The 17,944-nt window shown below is 67.2% G+C and carries 16 protein-coding genes; 12 read left to right on the forward strand and 4 right to left on the reverse strand.

Going from position 1 to position 17,944, the window contains the following annotated elements:
* The first annotated feature begins 116 nt into the window (after nucleotides 1–116).
* Nucleotides 117–299, forward strand: coding sequence for a hypothetical protein (locus ORK51_RS01870; RefSeq protein WP_026069841.1), 183 nt, complete (start codon nucleotides 117–119; stop codon nucleotides 297–299).
* A gap of 11 nt (nucleotides 300–310) precedes the next feature.
* Nucleotides 311–661, forward strand: coding sequence for an outer membrane protein assembly factor BamE (locus ORK51_RS01875; protein WP_019183602.1), 351 nt, complete (start codon nucleotides 311–313; stop codon nucleotides 659–661).
* 28 nt (nucleotides 662–689) lie between these two features.
* On the opposite strand, the gene ORK51_RS01880 is transcribed toward ORK51_RS01875, so the two are convergent.
* On the reverse strand, nucleotides 690–1,253 hold the full coding sequence (locus ORK51_RS01880) for a hypothetical protein (protein WP_019183603.1): 564 nt from the start codon (nucleotides 1,251–1,253) through the stop codon (nucleotides 690–692).
* A gap of 187 nt (nucleotides 1,254–1,440) precedes the next feature.
* On the opposite strand from ORK51_RS01880, the gene ORK51_RS01885 reads away from it, so the two are divergent.
* Nucleotides 1,441–2,496, forward strand: coding sequence for a DUF5694 domain-containing protein (locus tag ORK51_RS01885; RefSeq protein ID WP_266083702.1), 1,056 nt, complete (start codon nucleotides 1,441–1,443; stop codon nucleotides 2,494–2,496).
* Between the two features lie 33 nt (nucleotides 2,497–2,529).
* Here ORK51_RS01885 and ORK51_RS01890 read toward each other — a convergent pair whose 3' ends face one another.
* A complete protein-coding gene (locus tag ORK51_RS01890; protein WP_266083703.1) occupies nucleotides 2,530–4,731 on the reverse strand; it encodes a TonB-dependent receptor in 2,202 nt (733 codons plus the stop codon).
* A gap of 122 nt (nucleotides 4,732–4,853) precedes the next feature.
* Between ORK51_RS01890 and ORK51_RS01895 the strand changes: the two genes are divergently transcribed.
* Nucleotides 4,854–5,723 carry a helix-turn-helix domain-containing protein gene (locus ORK51_RS01895; RefSeq protein WP_266083705.1) on the forward strand — a complete coding sequence of 290 codons (870 nt, stop codon included), beginning with the start codon at nucleotides 4,854–4,856 and terminating at the stop codon, nucleotides 5,721–5,723.
* On the opposite strand, the gene ORK51_RS01900 is transcribed toward ORK51_RS01895, so the two are convergent.
* On the reverse strand, nucleotides 5,724–6,029 hold the full coding sequence (locus ORK51_RS01900; protein WP_266083707.1) for a putative quinol monooxygenase: 306 nt from the start codon (nucleotides 6,027–6,029) through the stop codon (nucleotides 5,724–5,726). It lies immediately after the preceding gene.
* A gap of 253 nt (nucleotides 6,030–6,282) precedes the next feature.
* Here ORK51_RS01900 and ORK51_RS01905 point away from each other — a divergent pair, with 253 nt between their 5' ends.
* From ORK51_RS01905 to arcD, 3 genes are all read left to right on the forward strand, one after another.
* Nucleotides 6,283–7,749 carry a SulP family inorganic anion transporter gene (locus ORK51_RS01905; RefSeq protein ID WP_266083709.1) on the forward strand — a complete coding sequence of 489 codons (1,467 nt, stop codon included), beginning with the start codon at nucleotides 6,283–6,285 and terminating at the stop codon, nucleotides 7,747–7,749.
* A gap of 245 nt (nucleotides 7,750–7,994) precedes the next feature.
* Nucleotides 7,995–10,595, forward strand: a complete 2,601-nt coding sequence (locus ORK51_RS01910) for a methyl-accepting chemotaxis protein (protein WP_266083710.1) — start codon at nucleotides 7,995–7,997, stop codon at nucleotides 10,593–10,595.
* A 108-nt stretch (nucleotides 10,596–10,703) separates the two neighbouring features.
* The gene (gene arcD, locus ORK51_RS01915) at nucleotides 10,704–12,128 is read left to right on the forward strand and encodes an arginine-ornithine antiporter (protein ID WP_266083711.1); all 1,425 of its coding nucleotides are present in this window, start codon (nucleotides 10,704–10,706) and stop codon (nucleotides 12,126–12,128) included.
* 60 nt (nucleotides 12,129–12,188) lie between these two features.
* Here the strand turns inward: arcD and ORK51_RS01920 are convergent, their stop codons facing one another.
* Nucleotides 12,189–12,578, reverse strand: a complete 390-nt coding sequence (locus ORK51_RS01920) for a DUF2628 domain-containing protein (RefSeq protein ID WP_070426007.1) — start codon at nucleotides 12,576–12,578, stop codon at nucleotides 12,189–12,191.
* 194 nt (nucleotides 12,579–12,772) lie between these two features.
* Between ORK51_RS01920 and ORK51_RS01925 the strand changes: the two genes are divergently transcribed.
* From ORK51_RS01925 to ORK51_RS01945, 5 genes are all read left to right on the forward strand, one after another.
* Nucleotides 12,773–12,952 carry a hypothetical protein gene (locus tag ORK51_RS01925; RefSeq protein WP_070426006.1) on the forward strand — a complete coding sequence of 60 codons (180 nt, stop codon included), beginning with the start codon at nucleotides 12,773–12,775 and terminating at the stop codon, nucleotides 12,950–12,952.
* A 495-nt stretch (nucleotides 12,953–13,447) separates the two neighbouring features.
* Entirely contained in the window at nucleotides 13,448–15,355 is a 1,908-nt protein-coding gene (gene mdoH, locus ORK51_RS01930) for a glucans biosynthesis glucosyltransferase MdoH (RefSeq protein ID WP_019183612.1), read from the forward strand.
* 75 nt (nucleotides 15,356–15,430) lie between these two features.
* Nucleotides 15,431–16,096, forward strand: coding sequence for an alpha/beta hydrolase (locus tag ORK51_RS01935; protein ID WP_266083851.1), 666 nt, complete (start codon nucleotides 15,431–15,433; stop codon nucleotides 16,094–16,096).
* 4 nt (nucleotides 16,097–16,100) lie between these two features.
* Nucleotides 16,101–17,147 carry a sensor histidine kinase gene (locus tag ORK51_RS01940; protein WP_070426004.1) on the forward strand — a complete coding sequence of 349 codons (1,047 nt, stop codon included), beginning with the start codon at nucleotides 16,101–16,103 and terminating at the stop codon, nucleotides 17,145–17,147.
* Nucleotides 17,148–17,157: 10 nt separating this feature from the next.
* Nucleotides 17,158–17,886 carry a LytR/AlgR family response regulator transcription factor gene (locus ORK51_RS01945; protein ID WP_019183615.1) on the forward strand — a complete coding sequence of 243 codons (729 nt, stop codon included), beginning with the start codon at nucleotides 17,158–17,160 and terminating at the stop codon, nucleotides 17,884–17,886.
* Nucleotides 17,887–17,944 lie beyond the last annotated feature (58 nt).

Here is a 17,944-nt window from a genome sequence, read left to right on the forward strand (position 1 = left end):
AATGGCTTTGCCGATTTCGCGATGTGGTTTTTCGCATCGCTTCATGTGCGCTTGCCGGTAGTGCGGCGCAGTTTTCCATCGGCCACGTGCCGATTGGCTTTCAGAGAGGTTGAATCATGAAGTTTCTCATCATCCCGGCAGCCCTTGCCGCGTCATTGCTTGTGTCCGGTTGTACGACCAGCAGCTGGATCCAGGCCGCCGGTGGCGTGATGCAGGCAAAGGACGACTACGACAAGCAGGCGCGCCACCAGCGCATCCGCGACGCCAATGCGGCGGCCGCACGTGCGCGCCGGCAGTGAGCGCCGTCCCCATGACCAAGGCGATCCTGCTGGCGTGTGGTGTGGCCGCAGCGCTGTCTGGATGCATGCCCAGCGTCCTGCAATATGATCGCGGCAATCCGGTCGTGATGAGTTCGCTGCAGCAGGGCGCGACGCGCGAGTCGGTCCTGAGCGCCGCGGGCCGGCCGCTGGACGCGATGGTGCTGCCCGGCATCAACGGCGTCTGCTACAACTACCTTCTGCGCAACCGCGGCAATACATCGCCCTACTATGTGGCCTTCAACGCGCAGGGGCGCGTCGTCAACGCAGGCTACATCGCCTGCGAGAAGGCTCTAGCGGCGGGGTACCTGGACGCCAGTGAGCCGATCAAGCAGCGCTATTGATTGATCGACAACGCGGTGCGCACGCGTGTCATCGCAGCAACGATGGCGCCTGGTCGATCCGCCAGGCGCCATTCAACGCAAGCACCACCGCGAACGTTCCGCACAGCAACACGTCGGCCTCATTGTTCTCGCGCAGCGAGTGGTCGGCGCCGGGCAGCATGAGCACTTCAACCTCCCCGATGAACGCATGCCGCTCGTGATGCCGGGCACGTACCATTTCCCGGTATGGCCCGCGAAGTGTGCGCACCACCGGCCGGTTACCTGCGGCCTGCGCCGCTTTTTCAAGATCGATCACGTTGCCGCGCGGCATGCGCCAGACGATCCGCTCGGGTTGGCCGAACCACTCCAGTGCCTTCACCTCGCGGGTATGAAGGGCGCGCTTGGGTGGCGTGCGGCTCAATGCCAGCGCTGCGCGTCGGCTGCGCAACGCAATCCACAGCATGCTGCCCACGATGAACAGCCCGGCGGCCATCAGGTATACGAACACCAGCCCAAACCATGGCGAGCTGTTGGGAATACCAAACAGCATGGCAAAGAAGATGAGCAGCATCACCCCCTTGATCCACTCGACCTTGGTGTTCGTTGTCGCCATGCCACATCCCTTGAGACACCCGCAACACGCGGGGAGCCGGCCATTCTGGACCGCCAGGGCATGCTCGTCAGCTGTTGGGGGACTTCTTTCGCAGGCTCGGCGCCTTTGGTCCCCGTGTCATTCGGCAGGTGTCGCTGGCCCCGCGGCTTGCTAAAACAGCCGTCAACCACCTCTCAGGTCATGGATGATGAACCGACGCTACTCACGGTTGTGCGGCTGCCTGGCAACGCTGCTCCCTGCGGTCACCTATGCGGCTGTGGACCTTGCCGCGCTGGACAAGGACATGGTCGGCCCACGCACGGAGATGCTCGTGTTGGGCAGCGTGCACCTCAGCGAGCACGAGGCCTTCGATCCCAAGGCACTGGACCCGTTGCTGGACAGGCTGGCCGCCTTCAAGCCCGGCTACATCACCATCGAAGCCATCAGCGGCGAACAGTGCGACCTGGCCAAGCGCCACTCCGCGATCTACGGGGATGACTACTGCGCCAGCACGGAGACGGCGAAGACGGCGACCGGACTGGATGTGCCCGCTGCGATCGTGCAGGTCAACAAGACGCTGGCATCCTGGCCGGCATCACCCACGCCCGCGCAGCGTCGCCAACTGTCCGCCCTGTTCCTTGCAGCCGGGGAACGGGCATCCGCGTACGTGCAGTGGCTGCAGCTGCCCGTGGCCGAGCGACGGGCGGGCGATGGCCTGGATGGCACCCTGGTCGAGCTGCTCAGGCAGATCGAAACGCGCAAGAATGAGAGCTACCAGATCGCCGCGGTGCTGGCCGCGCGGCTCGGCCTGCCGCGCGTATACGCGGTGGACGACCACACCGGTGACAATCACCAGATCGCGGACCGCAAGGCATTCAGCGCAGCGCTCCAGCAGGCGTGGAGTGGGTATGGCCCCACGTTCGATGCAATGACCGAGCGCGAGGCGGCCTTCATCGCGACCAACGATCTGCTCTCGCTGTATCGCAGCGTCAACGATCCGGCGGCGCTGCAGGTGCTTGCCGAGTCCAACGTACGCCCGACGCTGGCCGCGGTGTCACCGCAGCACTACCCGCAGATCTGGGTGCAGGGCTGGGAGATCCGCAACCTGCGCATGGTCGCCAACATTCTCGAGGTCGTGCGTGACCACCCCGGCTCCCGCGTCCTGTCCATCGTCGGTGCCTCGCACAAGCCGTGGTTCGATGGCTGGCTGGGGCAGGTCTCGGGGGTGGATATCGTGGACACGCAGGAGGTGCTAAAGGAGTAGGAGGGCACCGCCCGCAGCGCCCTCCACGCTGCCTCAGAACCGATAGCCGACTTCCGCACCGACGATGCGGGGGCGGTCGATGGGACCGTAGTAGTTGCCGTCACGGCCGAACGCCAGGTTGTCGAAGATCAACCCGTTGATGCGTCGCTTGTTGGTCAGGTTGTCGACGTACACGCGCGTGCTCCACGGTCCGGTTTCATAGCCGAGCTGCACGCCGAGGATGGCCACAGCCGACTGGTAGGCGCGATTGCGTTCGTCCAGCGCCATGCGGCCATTGAACGATGACTCCACGCGCGCGAACAGCCCGGAGCGGTGCTGGTAGCGTGCGGCAAGATACGCCGTGTACTGCGGAGTGAGTTTGACGTCGTTGCCGGCCAGGCTTTCATTGGCGCCGACGAACAGCTTGCGGTACTCGGCGTCCACGTAGCCCGCGTTTGCGGTCAGCGTCAGGCCGGGCAGGACCTCCAGCGCGCCTTCCAGCTCCACGCCGCGCGAGCGGATGGACGCATCCGAGCCTACGTAGTCAGAGGAGATCGGTCGGCCGTTGGCATCGGTGGCCAGCTGGATTTCCTGCCAGTTGTCCGAAGTGATGTGGAACACCGCGCCACCGATATGCCCCCGCCCGCCGAGCACGTTCATCTTGAAGCCGAGCTCGTGGCTCCACATCATTTCCGATTCGTAGCGCAGCACTTTGTCGTTGACGACGTCACTCTGCGCCGCCGCCAGATTGAAGCCGCCCGGAATGTACCCCTTGGCGGATGCGGCGTAGAACGAGAGCGTGTCGCTGGCATCGTAGCGCAGTGAGACGCGTGGCAGTGTGGCAGTGAAGGTGTGTGCGAGCTCGGCATCGCGATAGAACACCAGGCCGCCCGGGCCCAGATCGAGCGTGCCTTCGCGCTGGCGGGTGGAGCGCTTGGCCTGCTCATGGCGCAGGCCAAGGCTGGCGGTCAGTTTCGGCAGCGAGGGTGGAGTGTAGCTGGCCGTGCCGAACACGCTGTAGTCCTGGCCATCCGCGCCCTGCTGCGGGGCGAGGTCATAGCTGCCCAAGCCGCGCAACGGCGGGCCGACCAGCGTGCCCAGGATGGAGTCCTTGTGGTGACGGTAGGTGGAGACGCCGGCGATGTAGGTCAGGGCCTGATCGCTGGGGGAGCTGAAGCGCAGCTCGCCGTTCAAGCTGTGCTGCTTGTCGTAGATGCGCCCGGCGAGGGCGGGCGTGGCGGTCATGTCGAAGTCGTAGCCGGCGGAGGTGTCTTCCTCCTGCCGGTAGGACAGTGCGGCATCCAGGGTGCCGCGGGACAACTGCCATTGCGCGCTGGCACCGGCGACGGCTTCGCTCTTGGTCGTGCGCTTGGGCGCATCGTTGATGTAGGTGAAGTCACCGGTACGACGGCCGCCGTTGTAGAGATCACCGTAGGTACGGTTATACAGGCCGACATCCAGCGGCAGGTACTCGTACTCGAACATCCCGGGTGCACGGGTGCCCAGGTGGTAGGCGATCGCGTTGATGGCCAGCGTATCGGTCGGTTCCCAGCGCAGCTTTCCCTGCAAGTAGGTCTCTTTGACCTTGCCTTTGACCTCATTGAATGGCGTGAGGTTCTTGAGGTGGCTGTCCTCGTCCGAGGCCATGAACGCGACCGAGCCAAACAGCCGGTCGCTGTTGCCCAGTGCGCCGCCGAGGAAGCCATCCACGCTGCTGCCATGGCCGTTGCCGAAGGAGGTCAGCCCGACATTCACCTCACCTTCGGTCGCCGCCGACGGTGCGCGCGTACGCACCAGCACCAGGCCGGATTCGCTGTTCGCCCCGTACAGCGTGCCCTGCGGGCCGCGCAGGATCTCCACCGACTCGACATGGTTCAACACCGCGTTGCTCAGTTCGCGGAACGGGATGCCGTCGATGTAGACCGAGGCGCGGTTGACCAGGAACGGGTTCGACTCGATCCCGCGGATGGAGATGAACATGTCGCTGAGCTGGCCCATCACGTTGAACTTCACGTTCGGCGCCAGCTTGTCCAGGTCGCGGAACTCGGTGACGTGCGCTTCCTTGAGTGCTTCGCGGTCGAGCACGGTGACCGACATGTCACTCTTGAGGTACGGGGTATCGCGTTTGCTGCCGGTGACCACGATGCCGTCCAGCTCGGTGGCCTTGGCGGGTGGGGTGGACTGCGCGCGGGCGGGCGCGCTGGGCAGCAGATGAAGCGCGGCGAGCACGGCGCCGGCAAGTACAGCGTGTTTCACTGGGAGCCTCTGGAGGTGGTGGCGCGCACCACGGTGATGGGAGGGATTCCCGAATGTTATGGTGTAACAATAGAGCGCCGCCGCTCCATTTCCGGCGTGGCCGCTCCAGAACTGGACACCTGATGACCCGCTCCCTTGCCCCGCCACCGTCCGTCGTGGCCGAACGGATAACCGCCGAAGCGGGCCGTCCGTTGGATGCCTGCGTCGGCAATGCCGACGGCTCGGTGTTGATGCTCCGCCACACGTTCGCGGCAGCGCAGGGCGCGCTGGGCGAGGGCAGCGCGCTGCGCATCGGGCTGCTCACCGCGGGCGGCGGTGCGCTGTATCAACGCACGGCGCTTGGGCGTATCGCGCAGCCCTGGCGGGCAGGTACGTTCAACGTGGTGTTGCCGGACTGCCCCGGCGAGTTCCGCAGCCCACCCCTGGCGCTGCTGGGCATGGCGATCGATGCGCGCCATCTGCAGGGGCACGGCGTGTGCTTGGAGCAACTGCATCGCGCGGCATCGCCGCTGCATGACGACCCGGTGATCGCCTCGGTGATGGGGGCGTTGTGGCACTGTGCCGAGGCACATGCCGGTTCTGCCGCGTTCTTTGAGCACGGTGTGGATCTGGTTCTGAAGCGGTTGGCTGGGCGCCCGGTTGCGACGGCGCGCGCCACGCGACGCGCGTTGTCGCCAGCGCACGTCAAGCGGGTACAGGAACTGATCGATGCCCAGCTTGGCGACGATCTGGGCGTCGCACGTATGGCGCAGGAAGTCGGGCAGGAGGCCAGTGGATTCAGTCGCCGCTTCCGCCTTGCGACCGGCATGACGCCCTACGCGTATCTCACCTGGCGCAGGATGGACGCCGCCAAGCCGATGCTGCTGGCAGGCCAGAGCGTCACCGAGGTCGCCTTGGCGATGGGCTACGCCAACCCGGGCAAGTTCGCCGCGGCGTTCCGGCGGGTGACCGGGCAAGCGCCGTCGCGGTGGGCAGATACTGCCAGGCGGTGATCAGGGCTGCACCGCGTGGGTACCCAGGCCGCCCACTGGTTCGGTCTCAAACCGCTCGCCGAATCCCGTGATCATCGGTCGGGCCTTGGCGATCGCCGCCTGGACAGACGGCAGTGCCAGCGAAGCGCGGTGCATTTCCGGGCTGTCCCAGACCTCGGTGATCCAGATCGCCTCCGGTGCCGTGGGGTCGCGCGCTACCACGTAGCTCCGGCAGCCGGGCATCGCGACGGTTCCCTCCAGCAGGATCGCGATGACCGCATCGCGCTGGCCGGGCGCGGTCAACATCTTGCCGATCAAACCGTACATGGAGGCACCTGGAAGGAGGACAGGAACGCATCGTGGGCGTACGCCACGTGAAGGGTCAAGCACCCGGGCCGGTTTGAGGCCACCCGGCGACTGCGTTATCCTGCGCGCCGCTTTCGCTGCCTCGGCAGGACCCTTGTGATGACGCCACCCTGATACCGCGTTGACGACGCGCCGGCCCTTGCGCTGGCTCAGGGAGTGCTTTGTCTTCATCACACAACGCGCCGTGCGGATCGCCGGTGCGTGGAGTCTGTCCATGTCTGTTTCCTATCCGCTGCGCCAGCAATGGTTCGGCAATATCCGCGGTGATCTGCTGTCCGGCGCGGTGGTCGCCCTCGCGCTGATTCCCGAGGCGATCGCCTTCTCCATCATTGCCGGGGTCGACCCCAAGGTCGGCCTGTACGCCTCGTTCTGTATCGCGGTGGTCACCGCCATCGCGGGCGGGCGGCCGGGCATGATCTCCGCGGCCACCGGCGCGATGGCGCTGGTGATGGTCGATCTGGTGCGCGATCACGGCCTGCAGTACCTGCTGGCCGCGACGATTCTGGCCGGGCTGCTGCAGATCGTCGCGGGCGCGCTGAAACTCGGCGCCTTGATGCGCTTCGTGTCGCGCTCGGTGATCACCGGCTTCGTCAACGCGCTGGCGATCCTGATCTTCCTGGCACAGCTGCCCGAGCTGATCGGGATGCCGTGGACGGTGTATGCCGTGTGCGTGGCGGGCCTGGCGATCATCTACCTGCTGCCGCTGCTGACCCGGGCAGTGCCCTCGCCGCTGGTGGCGATCGTGGTGCTCACCGCGCTGTCGATCTGGCTCGGCCTGGACATCCGCACCGTGGGCGACATGGGTGCGCTGCCAGACAGCCTGCCGGCCTTCCTGCTGCCGGACGTGCCGCTCACCTGGGAAACGCTGCGCATCCTGCTGCCGGTCTCGGCCACGCTGGCGGTGGTGGGCCTGCTGGAATCGATGATGACCGCGCAGATCGTGGAAGACATGACCGACACGCCCAGCCAGCGCAACCGCGAGTGTGCCGGCCAGGGCCTGGCCAACATCACGGCCGGGCTGTTCGGCGGCATGGGCGGCTGCGCCATGATCGGCCAGTCGGTGATCAACGTCTCATCCGGGGGCCGCGGGCGGTTGTCCTGCCTGGTGGCCGGCGTGCTGTTGCTGCTGCTGGTGGTCTACGGCGCGGAGTGGGTCCGGCAGATTCCGATGGCCGCGTTGGTCGCGGTGATGATCATGGTCAGCATCGGGACGTTCCATTGGCGCTCGTTCGCCGAGTTCCGGCTGCATCCCAAGAGCTCCTCGCTGGTGATGCTGGGCACGGTGATCGTGACGGTCGCCACGCATGACCTGGCCAAGGGCGTGCTCACCGGGGTGCTGCTGTCGGCGCTGTTCTTCGCCCGCAAGGTCGGCCGGATGCTGGACATCGCCGATGCCGAAGCCGCCGACGGCAGCCGTGTCTACACGGTCAGCGGGCAGGTGTTCTTCGCCTCGGCCGGGCAGTTCGCGGCGGCCTTCGATCTGCTGCATGTGCCCGAGCGCGTGGTCATCGATCTGAGCAACGCGCACTTCTGGGACCTCAGTGCGGTCGGTGCACTGGAGCGGGTGGCCGGCAAGCTGCGCGCGCGTGGCGCCAGCGTGGAGGTGATCGGACTCAATGCCGCCAGCCAGACGCTGGTGGAGCGGCTGGGGCGTGGCGAGCGCGGCGCGGGCGTTCACTGAACACGGTCAGGAATCGGCGCTAAACATCGGGCCGATCACGCCGTTATCCAGCTGAGTCCCTTCTCTGGGCCGGCGCCGTCAGGGTGCCGGCAGGTGGTATCTCCACAGAGCAGGGCGGTGGCATCGATCCCTGCTGGCCGCGCCGTGATGACACCGCGCGCGTGCTGGCCCGCAATGGACTGCGTGTTTCCGTGGCGGCGCACGCGTGCGTCCGCCGGTATGCCCTTTTTCCGGAACCGCCCCCCATGCCCGTGTCCCGCCCCACCGCGTCCAAGCGCCCTGGCAGCATCGCCAACCGACTGATGCTGGGTACGGCGTTGATCGCCATGCTCTGCTTCGGTGTCACCGCCGCCATCAGCTATCGCGAAGCCAGCGCGTCGCTGGTCGATGCCTCACGCCACACCATGCAGAGCGAGGCCCAGGCCGAAGCGCTGCGGGTGAGTGGTGATCTTTCCAGTGCCTTCGCCACCAGCCAGGCGCTGGCGCAGAACCTGCTGGTGCAGCGCGCCGCGGGTACGCTGTCGCGGGCGACGGTCGCCGCCGTGATCCACCAGCAGGTGCAGGTACACCCGGAGTGGGTCGGGTTCGGCACGCTGTGGGAGCCGGAAGCCTTCGATGGCAAGGACACCGAGTTCGTCGGTGCCGAGGCACACGATGATACCGGCCGCTTCATGAGCTACTGGGCCTGGCACGACGGTACGCCGATGCAGGATGCGCTGAAGGGCTACGACGTGCCCGGCGACGGCGACTGGTATCTCAAGCCAAAGGAGTTGAAGCGGCAGACGGTGGCCGAGCCTTATACGTACGAGATCGGTGGCCAGAAGGTGCTGATGACCACGCTGTCCACCCCGGTGATCGATGACGGCACCTTCCTCGGCGTGGTGACGGTGGATTTCGCGCTGGCCGCACTGCAGAAGCACCTCGCCGCGTTGCGCCCGATGGGTGAAGGTCACGTTGAACTGATCTCGCCCGGCGGCATCGTGCTGGCTGCGGAGGACCCGAACGAGATCGGCAAGCGTCGCGAGGATGCGGTGACCACGCAGGTGTTGGCCGCGGTGAAGGCGGACAAGACCTTCGATGCCTTCGAACCGGATGCGGCCGGCAACGTAAAGACCTATGTGCCGCTGCGCATCGGTGGCAGCCAGGAGCATTTCGCGCTCGGTGTGAGCGTGCCGCACGCGCTGATCACCGCGCAGGCACGTGCGCTGCTGTGGATCATTCTCGCCGTTGGCCTGGGCGCGGCGCTGGTGCTCAGCGGCAGCGTGTACGTGCTGCTGCGCCGCCAGGCGATCCGTCCGCTGGCCGATGCGGTCCGCCTGTCTGCCGAGGTGGCCGAAGGCCGTCTGGACACGCCGCTGCCGCCCGCGCGCAACGACGAAGTCGGGCGCCTGCTCGAATCGATGCAGCGCATGCGCAGCCAGTTGCGCGCCGTGATGGCGGCGCAGGGGGAGATGGCCCAGCGCCACGAGGCCGGTGAGTTGAGCTACCGCATGGACGCGCAGGCCTTCCCCGGCGAGTACGGCAAGATGGTGGAAGACACCAATCAGCTGGTTGGCGCCAACATCGCGGTCACGCGCCGTCTGGTCGAGGTGATGCAGCGCTACGCGGTCGGTGACCTGAGCCAGGACATGGACCGCCTGCCCGGCGAGCAGGCCGCCTTTACCGCGGCGATGGATACCACCAAGGCCAACCTGCGCGCCATCAATACCCAGATCGGGGACCTGGCCGGCGCGGCGGCGGTGGGCGATTTCAGCCAGCGTGGCGACGTGGTGCGCTTCGACCACGACTTCCGCGCCATGGTCGAAAACCTCAACACGATGATGCAGGTCAGTGATGACAATCTGCAGCAGATTTCCGCGCTGCTGCGCGCCATCGCAGCGGGTGATCTCACGGCACGCATGCGCGGTGAGTTCCATGGCGTGTTCGCCCGGATGCGTGACGACGCCGATACCACGGTCGCGCAGCTGACCGATATCGTCGGCCGCATCCAGCAGGCCACCGGCAGCATCAACCTGGCCGCCGGTGAGATCGCCGCGGGCAACAGCGATCTGTCGCGCCGCACCGAGCAGCAGGCCGCCAGCCTGGAAGAGACCGCCGCCTCGATGGAGGAGCTCACCTCCACGGTCCGGCAGAACGCGGACCATGCGGTGCAGGCCAACCAGCTCGCCGCCGGTGCTGCCGAGGTGGCCTCGCAGGGCGGCGTGGTGGTCGGCCAGGTGGTGACCACCATGGCCGGCATCGAGGCCTCGTCCAAGCGCATCGCCGAGATCATCTCGGTGATCGACGGCATTGCCTTCCAGACCAACATCCTGGCCTTGAACGCCGCCGTCGAAGCAGCCCGGGCCGGCGAGCAGGGCCGTGGTTTCGCGGTGGTGGCCACGGAAGTGCGCGCGCTGGCCCAGCGCTCGGCGGGCGCCGCCAAGGAGATCAAGACGTTGATCGACGACTCGGTGACCCAGGTCAGTGCGGGCTCGGCACTGGTGCAGACCGCTGGCCGCACGATGGAGGAGATCGTCACCGGCGTGCGTCGGGTCAACGACATCATGGCCGAGATCTCGGCCGCCTCGAAAGAGCAGTCTGCCGGAATCGAGCAGGTCAACCAGACCATCACCCAGATGGACGAGACCACACAGCAGAATGCCGCGCTGGTGGAGGAAGCCACGGCGGCGGCGCGTGCGATGGAGGAGCAGGCCCAGCAGCTGGGTACTGCGGTGGCGATCTTCCGCCTGCAGTCCAGTGCTGGCGCGGCCAGCACATCGGCACGCCGGGCCGCGCCCGCGCGCAGCACCGCGCGGATGCCGGCAGCGGCCGTGGCCGGAGACGGGGACGACTGGCAGACCTTCTGATCCTGCCCGGCGTGCCACTTCCCATGGCGCGCCGGGTCGCGTGATTCACCGGATGCTCACCGCGCTGCATTGGTAATCGGCGCTATTCTTTGCAGGCATGGTAAGCACATGACCTCCCGTTCCGACCGGCTTGGCCTGGCCGCGCTGACTGCCCTGGTGGTCGGGTCGATGATCGGTGCCGGCATCTTCTCGCTGCCGCAGAACATCGCGCGCAGCGCCGGCCCGGGCGTGGCATTGATCGGCTGGATGATCAGCGGGCTGGGCATGTTGATGCTGGCCTTCGTGTTCCAGAACCTGGCCAACCGCAAGCCCGAGCTGGATACCGGCATCTATGCGTACGCGCGGGCCGGGTTCGGCGATTACATCGGCTTCTCGGCAGCCTGGGGCTACTGGGTCTGTTCGCTGCTGGGCAACGTCAGCTATTTCGTGCTGATCTTCAGTGGCCTGGGCTATTTCGTGCCGGCCTTCGGTGAGGGCAATACCTGGCAGGCGGTGGCGTGTGCGTCCGTGCTGCTGTGGTCGATGCACGCAATGATCCTGCGCGGCATCCGCCAGGCTGCGCTGGTCAATGCCGTCGTCACCGTGGCCAAGATCGTGCCGATCGTGGTGTTCCTGATCATCGCCGCGGTCGGTTTCAAGGCCGACATCTTCACCGGCGACTTCTGGGGCACGGCAGAACTTGGCAGCGTGGGCGAACAGCTGCGCGGCATGATGCTGATCACGGTGTGGGTGTTCATCGGCATCGAGGGCGCCAGCATCTACTCGCGGCGTGCGGCCAGGCGCTCGGATGTCGGGCGCGCGACCATCATCGGGTTCCTGTGCGTGCTTGCGCTGCTGATGCTGGTCAATCTGCTCTCGATGGGCGTGCTGCGCCAGGACGCCCTGGCCCATGCACGCAACCCCTCGATGGCCTTCGTGCTGGAGGCCATCGTCGGGCCCTGGGGCGCCACCTTGATCATCATCGGCATGATCGTCTCGGTGCTGGGGGCGTTGCTGGCGTGGGTACTGCTGTGCGCCGAAGTGCTGTACGCAGCGGCGGGGGATGGCACGATGCCGGCCTTCCTCGGGCGTGAGAACGCGCGCCAGGTGCCGGCCAATGCGCTGTGGCTCACCAACGGGCTGATCCAGCTGTTTCTGATCATCACCCTGTTCAGTGCCGGCACCTATACCAGCCTGGTGCTGCTGGGCGCGTCGATGAGCCTGGTGCCGTACCTGTTCTCGGCCGGTTACGGCGCCCTGCTCGCACTGCGCGGGGACACCTATGCCGGGCAGCGCGGGCTGCGGGCCCGCGATCTGCTGGTGGCCGGGCTGGCAACGCTGTACGCGCTGTGGCTGGTCTATGCCGGTGGGCTGTCCCAGGTTCTGCTGTCGGTACTGCTGTATGCGCCGGGCATCGCCATGTTCGCCGCCGCCAAGCACCAGCATGGGCAGCGGATATTCACCCGGGCCGAGCAGGTCATCGTGGCGGGCGTGATCGTCGTGGCCGGCTGGGCGGCGTGGGGTCTGTACCAGGGCCATCTGCACCTGGCGTGAGAGCGCCCCACAAAAAAGCCCGGTCAAGGACCGGGCTCTTCATCCACGCCTGCGCGCTGCTTACCAGCGCATGCCGGCGAAGGGGTTCCAGCTGGTGTCGCCCTTCACTTTTTCCAGGTAGTACGAATAGTTGGTGGTCAGCGCGATCAACACCGACCAGGCCACGCCGATCGCACGGCCGACCACGTCCGGCAGGAACGCCACGACGACCATCAGCACCAGGGTGATGCCCAGGATGGTCAGCGCCTTGCGCCACATGCCCACGATCAGGAGGTAGATCCAGCTGAAGAACAGGGCGTAGAAGTTGAAGTTAACCTTGATCTTCTGGCCGAACGGCAGCGTCTTGTACGCTGCCTTGAAGGTCGGCGTGTTGGGGGCGCCGTGCTGGTCGAAGAAGTTGAAGCGGAACTGCCACTTGGGGCTGTAGGGGGAAGCAGTGTTGGAATCCATATCCGAATCGTTTGTTGAAAACGATTACATGATACCGACAAGCTATTGATTGGCGCCAATTTTTCGACGCTTGCGGGCACTCTTGGAAGGGACTGCGGGCACCGTCACACATTCGTCCCGGTTTTCCGATAGGGTGCGCAATCCGCGCGGCCGGAAGCCCCGCGGGTCATGAGAAGTCAACGAGATGCCAGACCATGTCCATTGATGTGATGTCCCCCGAGCGCCCTGTGGCAGGACCGCAGATCACGCCGTGCCCGGTCGCCACCCAGGCGCAGCACCTGCTTGCCCAGCTGCAGTTCTCGCAGGTGAGCGCGCGTGCGCTGTCGCGCCCGCCGGTCGACACCGACCTGGCCACCGCCGCCACCGTCGCCTGAGCCCAACGCGCCACCGCACGCCGGTGCGGCCGGTCGTCCAAACGCCCGCCCGCTCCCCCGCCCACGGCATGGAAAAACCGCGCAACACCGGCCCATCCGGCCCCGCACCGGGCCGCTGGAACGGTATCCATCGCCGTGCGGGGCCTGGACTGGCCGGGCGCAAGATGAATGGGCAGAGGCCCATGGCACAGGGCCTGCGCGGCGGTGCCTGTGCGGGGGGCTCCACTTGTCTCGATCCAAAAGCTGAATGCGGAGAAATGCCCGGTCAGCCCTTCGCGCGCACCTTACATTTCGCGCCATAGACTGAGCCGCATTTTTCGTCTCAAGTCGGTTTGGAGAGTTCGTGGGTTCCGGTAGTCACAGACATACGCTGCGTGCCGGTCTCCGGCCCGCATCGACAGGACGCATGCGTGCCAGCGCGCACGCCGGGCTCAGGACGCCCCCTTCCGCACTTGGCACCCCCGGCCTGGCACGCCCTGCACAGGGACACCGCGCATGAGTACCCAGACCCTCAACGCCCCGCTGGATGCCGGCCGGGCGACGTTGCCGGCCGAGTCGCCGTTGCCGATGCCCGAGCAGTCGCTGCGCGAAGGCCGGCTGCAGGTGCCACGCCAGCGCACCTCGCCGCGGATGATCGGGCTGCGCCGTTTCTACATCCTGGGCGGCACCGCGGCGATGACCGCCGCAGCGAGCCGGATGATGTGGAAGGTGCTGGCCGTCAACGGCATCAGCGTGCTCGAGGCCTGCCTGCTGGTGCTGTTCGTGGGGCTGTTCGCGTGGATCGCGCTGTCGTTCGCCGGCGCCGTGGCGGGCTTCCTGACCGCCGTGTTCGATCGGGGCTACAAGCTGGGCATCGACCCGGACGCACCGCTGCCGACCGTGCACACGCGCACCGCGCTGCTGATGCCCACCTACAACGAAGATCCGCGCCGGCTGCTGGCCGGCCTGCAGGCGATCTACGAGTCAGTGGCCGAGACCGGGCAGCTGGCGAACTTCGATTTCTACGTGCTCAGCGACACCCGGCGCGATGACATCGGGCAGGCCGAAGAAGCGGCCTACCGCGCCCTGTGCGATGCCGTGGGCGGCCATGACCGCATCTTCTACCGTCGCCGCGGCGACAACAGCGGGCGCAAGGCCGGCAACATCGCCGATTGGGTCCGCCGCTTCGGCGGCGCTTACCCGCAGATGCTGATCCTGGACGCCGACAGCCTGATGACCGGCGACACCATCGTGCGCCTGGTCGCGGGCATGGAGCACAACCCGGATGTCGGGCTGATCCAGACCCTGCCGGCGGTGGTCGGCGGGCGCACCCTGTTTGCCCGCATGCAGCAGTTCGGCGGGCGCGTCTACGGCCCGGTGATCGGCCGCGGCGTGGCGTGGTGGCATGGCGCGGAGAGCAACTACTGGGGCCACAACGCGATCATCCGCACCCAGGCCTTCGCCGAGCAGGCCGGCCTGCCGTCGCTGCCGGGCAAGGAGCCGTTTGGCGGGCATGTGCTCAGCCACGATTTCGTCGAAGCCGCGCTGATGCGCCGGGGCGGCTGGGCCACTCACATGGTGCCGTACCTCAAAGGCAGCTATGAGGAAGGCCCGCCGACCCTCACCGACCTGCTGGTCCGTGACCGCCGCTGGTGCCAGGGCAACCTGCAGCACGCCAAGGTGGTCGGCTCCAAGGGGCTGCACTGGGTCAGCCGCATGCACATGCTGGTCGGCATCGGTCACTACTTCACCGCGCCGATGTGGGCCATGCTGATGTTGATCGGCATCGCGATCCCGCTGTTCCAGGGCGGCATCGACCTCAATGAAGTGCTGCATCTCTCGCCGGGCGTTTACTGGCGCCACCAGGACGAGACGCAGGTGATCCGCATGTTCGCGATCACCATGGTGGTGCTGCTCTCGCCCAAGGTACTGGGCTATCTGGCCATGCTGCTGGAGCCGGTGGAACGCCGCGGCTGCGGTGGCACGATCCGCGCCTTCATTTCGATGCTGCTGGAGACCATCCTTGCCGCGCTGATGGCGCCGGTGGTGATGTACGTGCAGTCGCGCGGCGTGGCCGAAGTGCTGGCCGGCAAGGACTCGGGCTGGGATGCGCAGCAGCGTGACGATGGCGGAGTGTCCTGGCTGGCACTGGCACGTGGCTATGGCGGGCTGAGCGTGTTCGGTCTGTTCATGGGGGCACTGGCCTATGCGGTCTCGCCCTCGCTGGCGGCGTGGATGGCGCCGGTGGTGATCGGCATGGTGCTGGCGATTCCGGTGGTGGGCTTCACCTCCTCGCGCACCGCCGGCGTGTGGATGCACCGGCTGGGCCTGATGGAAATCCCGGAAGAATCGGCACCGCCCAAGGTGCTGGTGCGCGCGGCCGAGCTGCGCCGTGCGGCTGCCGAGGCGCATCCGGCCGGCTGAGCCCTGCGTTGCCGCGATCAGCGCCCCATTGCAGCGGGGCGCGGTCATAATGCGGCTTGAACGTACTGGAGCCGCCTGATGCTGGATACCGTGGAAAACGAAACCGGCGCCGACCCGCAGTGGTCGGTGCTGTGGCTGCATGGCCTGGGTGCCGATGGCCATGACTTCGCCCCGATCGTGCCCGAGCTGGTGCGCCCGCACTGGCCGGCGATCCGCTTCGTGTTCCCGCATGCGCCGGTGCAGCCGATCACGATCAACAACGGCGTGCCGATGCGCGCGTGGTACGACATCGTCAGCATGGATTTCCGCTCGCGCGCCGACAGCGCCGGCGTGGATGCCTCGATCGTGGAACTGGAACTGCTGATCGAGCGCGAGATCGCCCGCGGCATTCCGGCCGAGCGCATCCTGCTGGCCGGCTTCTCCCAGGGCGGGGCGGTGATCCTCAGCGCACTGCTGCGCCGCACCCGTCCGCTGGCCGGGCTGATCGCGCTGTCGACCTATCTGCCCGACCCGGCCAAGGCTGCGGCCGCGTGCGTGGCCGGTGCGATCAGCGTGCCGGTGTTCATGGCCCATGGCACGCAGGATCCGGTGATTCCGGTGGCGATCGCCGAGCACACCGCACAGACGCTGGGCGCGCTCGGCCTGCCGGTGGAGTGGCACACCTATACGATGGCCCACCAGGTCTGTGCCGACGAGCTCGACGCACTGGGCAACTGGCTCGAGGCGCGCTTGGCCGCCTGACGCCATGAACGACCCGCGCCAGCAGTCCTGGTTGCCCGAGCTGTGCCGCCTGCCGCGACTGGCGGCGATGCTCGGGTTGGCCGAGCTGGTGGTCGTGGTGGTGGCGCTGGCACCCGATGGCAGCCGCCACTGGACGCTGCCGGACTTCCTGTCCGCCAGCGGCTTCGCGTTGTGGCTGGCGCTGGCAGTGACGGTCAGCCTGTGCAGCGTGCGCGCCATGCTCTCGCGCCTGCCCGAGGTGCCGGGCATGGTGCTGGTGGTGATGATGACCGGCCTGATCGCCGGCGCGTGCGCGGCGATCGTGCATGCGTTGTACGGGGTGATCGGCGGCGGCAGCTTCGCCCAGACCGTCGGCTTCTGGCGGTTCACGCTGGGCAGCGCGGCGATGACCGCATTGATCAGCGCACTGGCGCTGCGCTACTTCTACGTCAGTGATCGTGGCAGCGCGCAGATGCTGGCCAATGCACGGGCCCAGGCCGATGCGCTGCAGGCGCGGATCCGGCCGCATTTCCTCTTCAACAGCATGAACCTGATCGCCAGCCTGCTGCGCCGCGATCCGGACGTGGCCGAGCGCGCGGTCCTGGACTTGTCCGACCTGTTCCGTGCCGCGCTGGGTGCCGGCGATGGCGACTCCACCCTGCAGGCCGAGTGCGAACTGGCCGAGCAGTATCTGTCGATCGAATCGCTGCGCCTGGGCGAACGCCTGAAGGTGATCTGGCTGCGCGACGAGCCGTTGCCATGGTCGTTGCCGATGCCGCGGCTGGTGCTGCAACCGCTGGTCGAGAACGCGGTGCTGCACGGCATCTCACGGGTGCCTGCCGGCGGCACGATCGTGCTGGCGCTGTCCAGCGACGGCACGCAGCTGCGCATCCGGGTGCGCAACCCGGCGCCGGATCCGGCCACCCGCGGGCTGCCGCTGCTGCAGGGCGCAGGCCACGCACAACGCAACATCGCCCACCGCCTGGCCTGGCGCTTCGGCCCGGCCGCGCGGATGACGGGGGCGTGGGCCGACGGCTACTATGCTTGCGAAATCACGGTCCCGGTCCAGTGAGGAAACTGTCTTGAAGGTGGTGATCGCCGACGACGAACCGCTGGCCCGCGAGCGCCTGCGCTCCCTGCTTGCCGACCAGGCCGGCATCGAGGTGGTGGCCGAGGCCGAGAACGGCGAACAGGCGCTGCATGCCTGCGCCGAACTGCAACCGGACCTGGTCCTGCTCGATATCGCCATGCCCGGCCTGGACGGGCTGGAGGCCGCACGCCATCTGGCGACCTTCGAACCCCGCCCGGCCGTGGTGTTCTGCACCGCGTACGACGCGCATGCGCTGTCCGCGTTCGAAGCGGCGGCCATCGATTACCTGATGAAGCCGGTGCGCCCCGAGCGCCTGGCTGCCGCCCTTGAACGGGCGCGGACCTTCCTGGCCGGCCGCAGCGGCCCGGCGACCGCCGCCAGCCAGCAGGCGCGCACGCTGCTGTGCGCGCGCCTGCGCGGCAGCCTGCGGCTGATCCCGGTCGAGGACATCCATTACCTGCAGGCCGAAGAGAAATACGTCGTCGTGCACCACGCGCGCGGCGAAGACCTGCTGGAAGAATCGCTGAAGTCGCTGGAAGAAGAATTCGGCACCCGATTCGTGCGCATCCATCGCAATTGCCTGGTCGCCCGGCACGAACTGGTGGAGCTGCGACGAAATGGCGCAGGCCAGGTCCAGGCGGTGCTGCGCCATGGCCACGGGCCGCTGGAAGTCAGCCGCCGCTGCGTGGCCAGCCTCAAGCAGGACCTCAAACACCTGTAGGCCACGGGGATCCCATCGGGCCTGGCAGGCGCTCACCGTTGGTCGATATGCCTCCGTG

The sequence above is a fragment of the Stenotrophomonas sp. RIT-551 genome, assembly GCF_026241915.1.
GTDB lineage: Bacteria > Pseudomonadota > Gammaproteobacteria > Xanthomonadales > Xanthomonadaceae > Stenotrophomonas > Stenotrophomonas bentonitica_A.

What these genes read in the sequence shown, in the direction of transcription:
- ORK51_RS01870 (WP_026069841.1), top strand. Translation starts at nt 117, where the DNA reads ATGAAGTTTCTCATCATCCCGGCAGCCCTTGCCGCGTCATTGCTTGTG.
- ORK51_RS01875 (WP_019183602.1), top strand. Translation starts at nt 311, where the DNA reads ATGACCAAGGCGATCCTGCTGGCGTGTGGTGTGGCCGCAGCGCTGTCT.
- ORK51_RS01880 (WP_019183603.1), bottom strand. Translation starts at nt 1,253, where the DNA reads ATGGCGACAACGAACACCAAGGTCGAGTGGATCAAGGGGGTGATGCTG.
- ORK51_RS01885 (WP_266083702.1), top strand. Translation starts at nt 1,441, where the DNA reads ATGAACCGACGCTACTCACGGTTGTGCGGCTGCCTGGCAACGCTGCTC.
- ORK51_RS01895 (WP_266083705.1), top strand. Translation starts at nt 4,854, where the DNA reads ATGACCCGCTCCCTTGCCCCGCCACCGTCCGTCGTGGCCGAACGGATA.
- ORK51_RS01900 (WP_266083707.1), bottom strand. Translation starts at nt 6,029, where the DNA reads ATGTACGGTTTGATCGGCAAGATGTTGACCGCGCCCGGCCAGCGCGAT.
- ORK51_RS01905 (WP_266083709.1), top strand. Translation starts at nt 6,283, where the DNA reads ATGTCTGTTTCCTATCCGCTGCGCCAGCAATGGTTCGGCAATATCCGC.
- ORK51_RS01910 (WP_266083710.1), top strand. Translation starts at nt 7,995, where the DNA reads ATGCCCGTGTCCCGCCCCACCGCGTCCAAGCGCCCTGGCAGCATCGCC.
- arcD (WP_266083711.1), top strand. Translation starts at nt 10,704, where the DNA reads ATGACCTCCCGTTCCGACCGGCTTGGCCTGGCCGCGCTGACTGCCCTG.
- ORK51_RS01920 (WP_070426007.1), bottom strand. Translation starts at nt 12,578, where the DNA reads ATGGATTCCAACACTGCTTCCCCCTACAGCCCCAAGTGGCAGTTCCGC.
- ORK51_RS01925 (WP_070426006.1), top strand. Translation starts at nt 12,773, where the DNA reads ATGTCCATTGATGTGATGTCCCCCGAGCGCCCTGTGGCAGGACCGCAG.
- mdoH (WP_019183612.1), top strand. Translation starts at nt 13,448, where the DNA reads ATGAGTACCCAGACCCTCAACGCCCCGCTGGATGCCGGCCGGGCGACG.
- ORK51_RS01940 (WP_070426004.1), top strand. Translation starts at nt 16,101, where the DNA reads ATGAACGACCCGCGCCAGCAGTCCTGGTTGCCCGAGCTGTGCCGCCTG.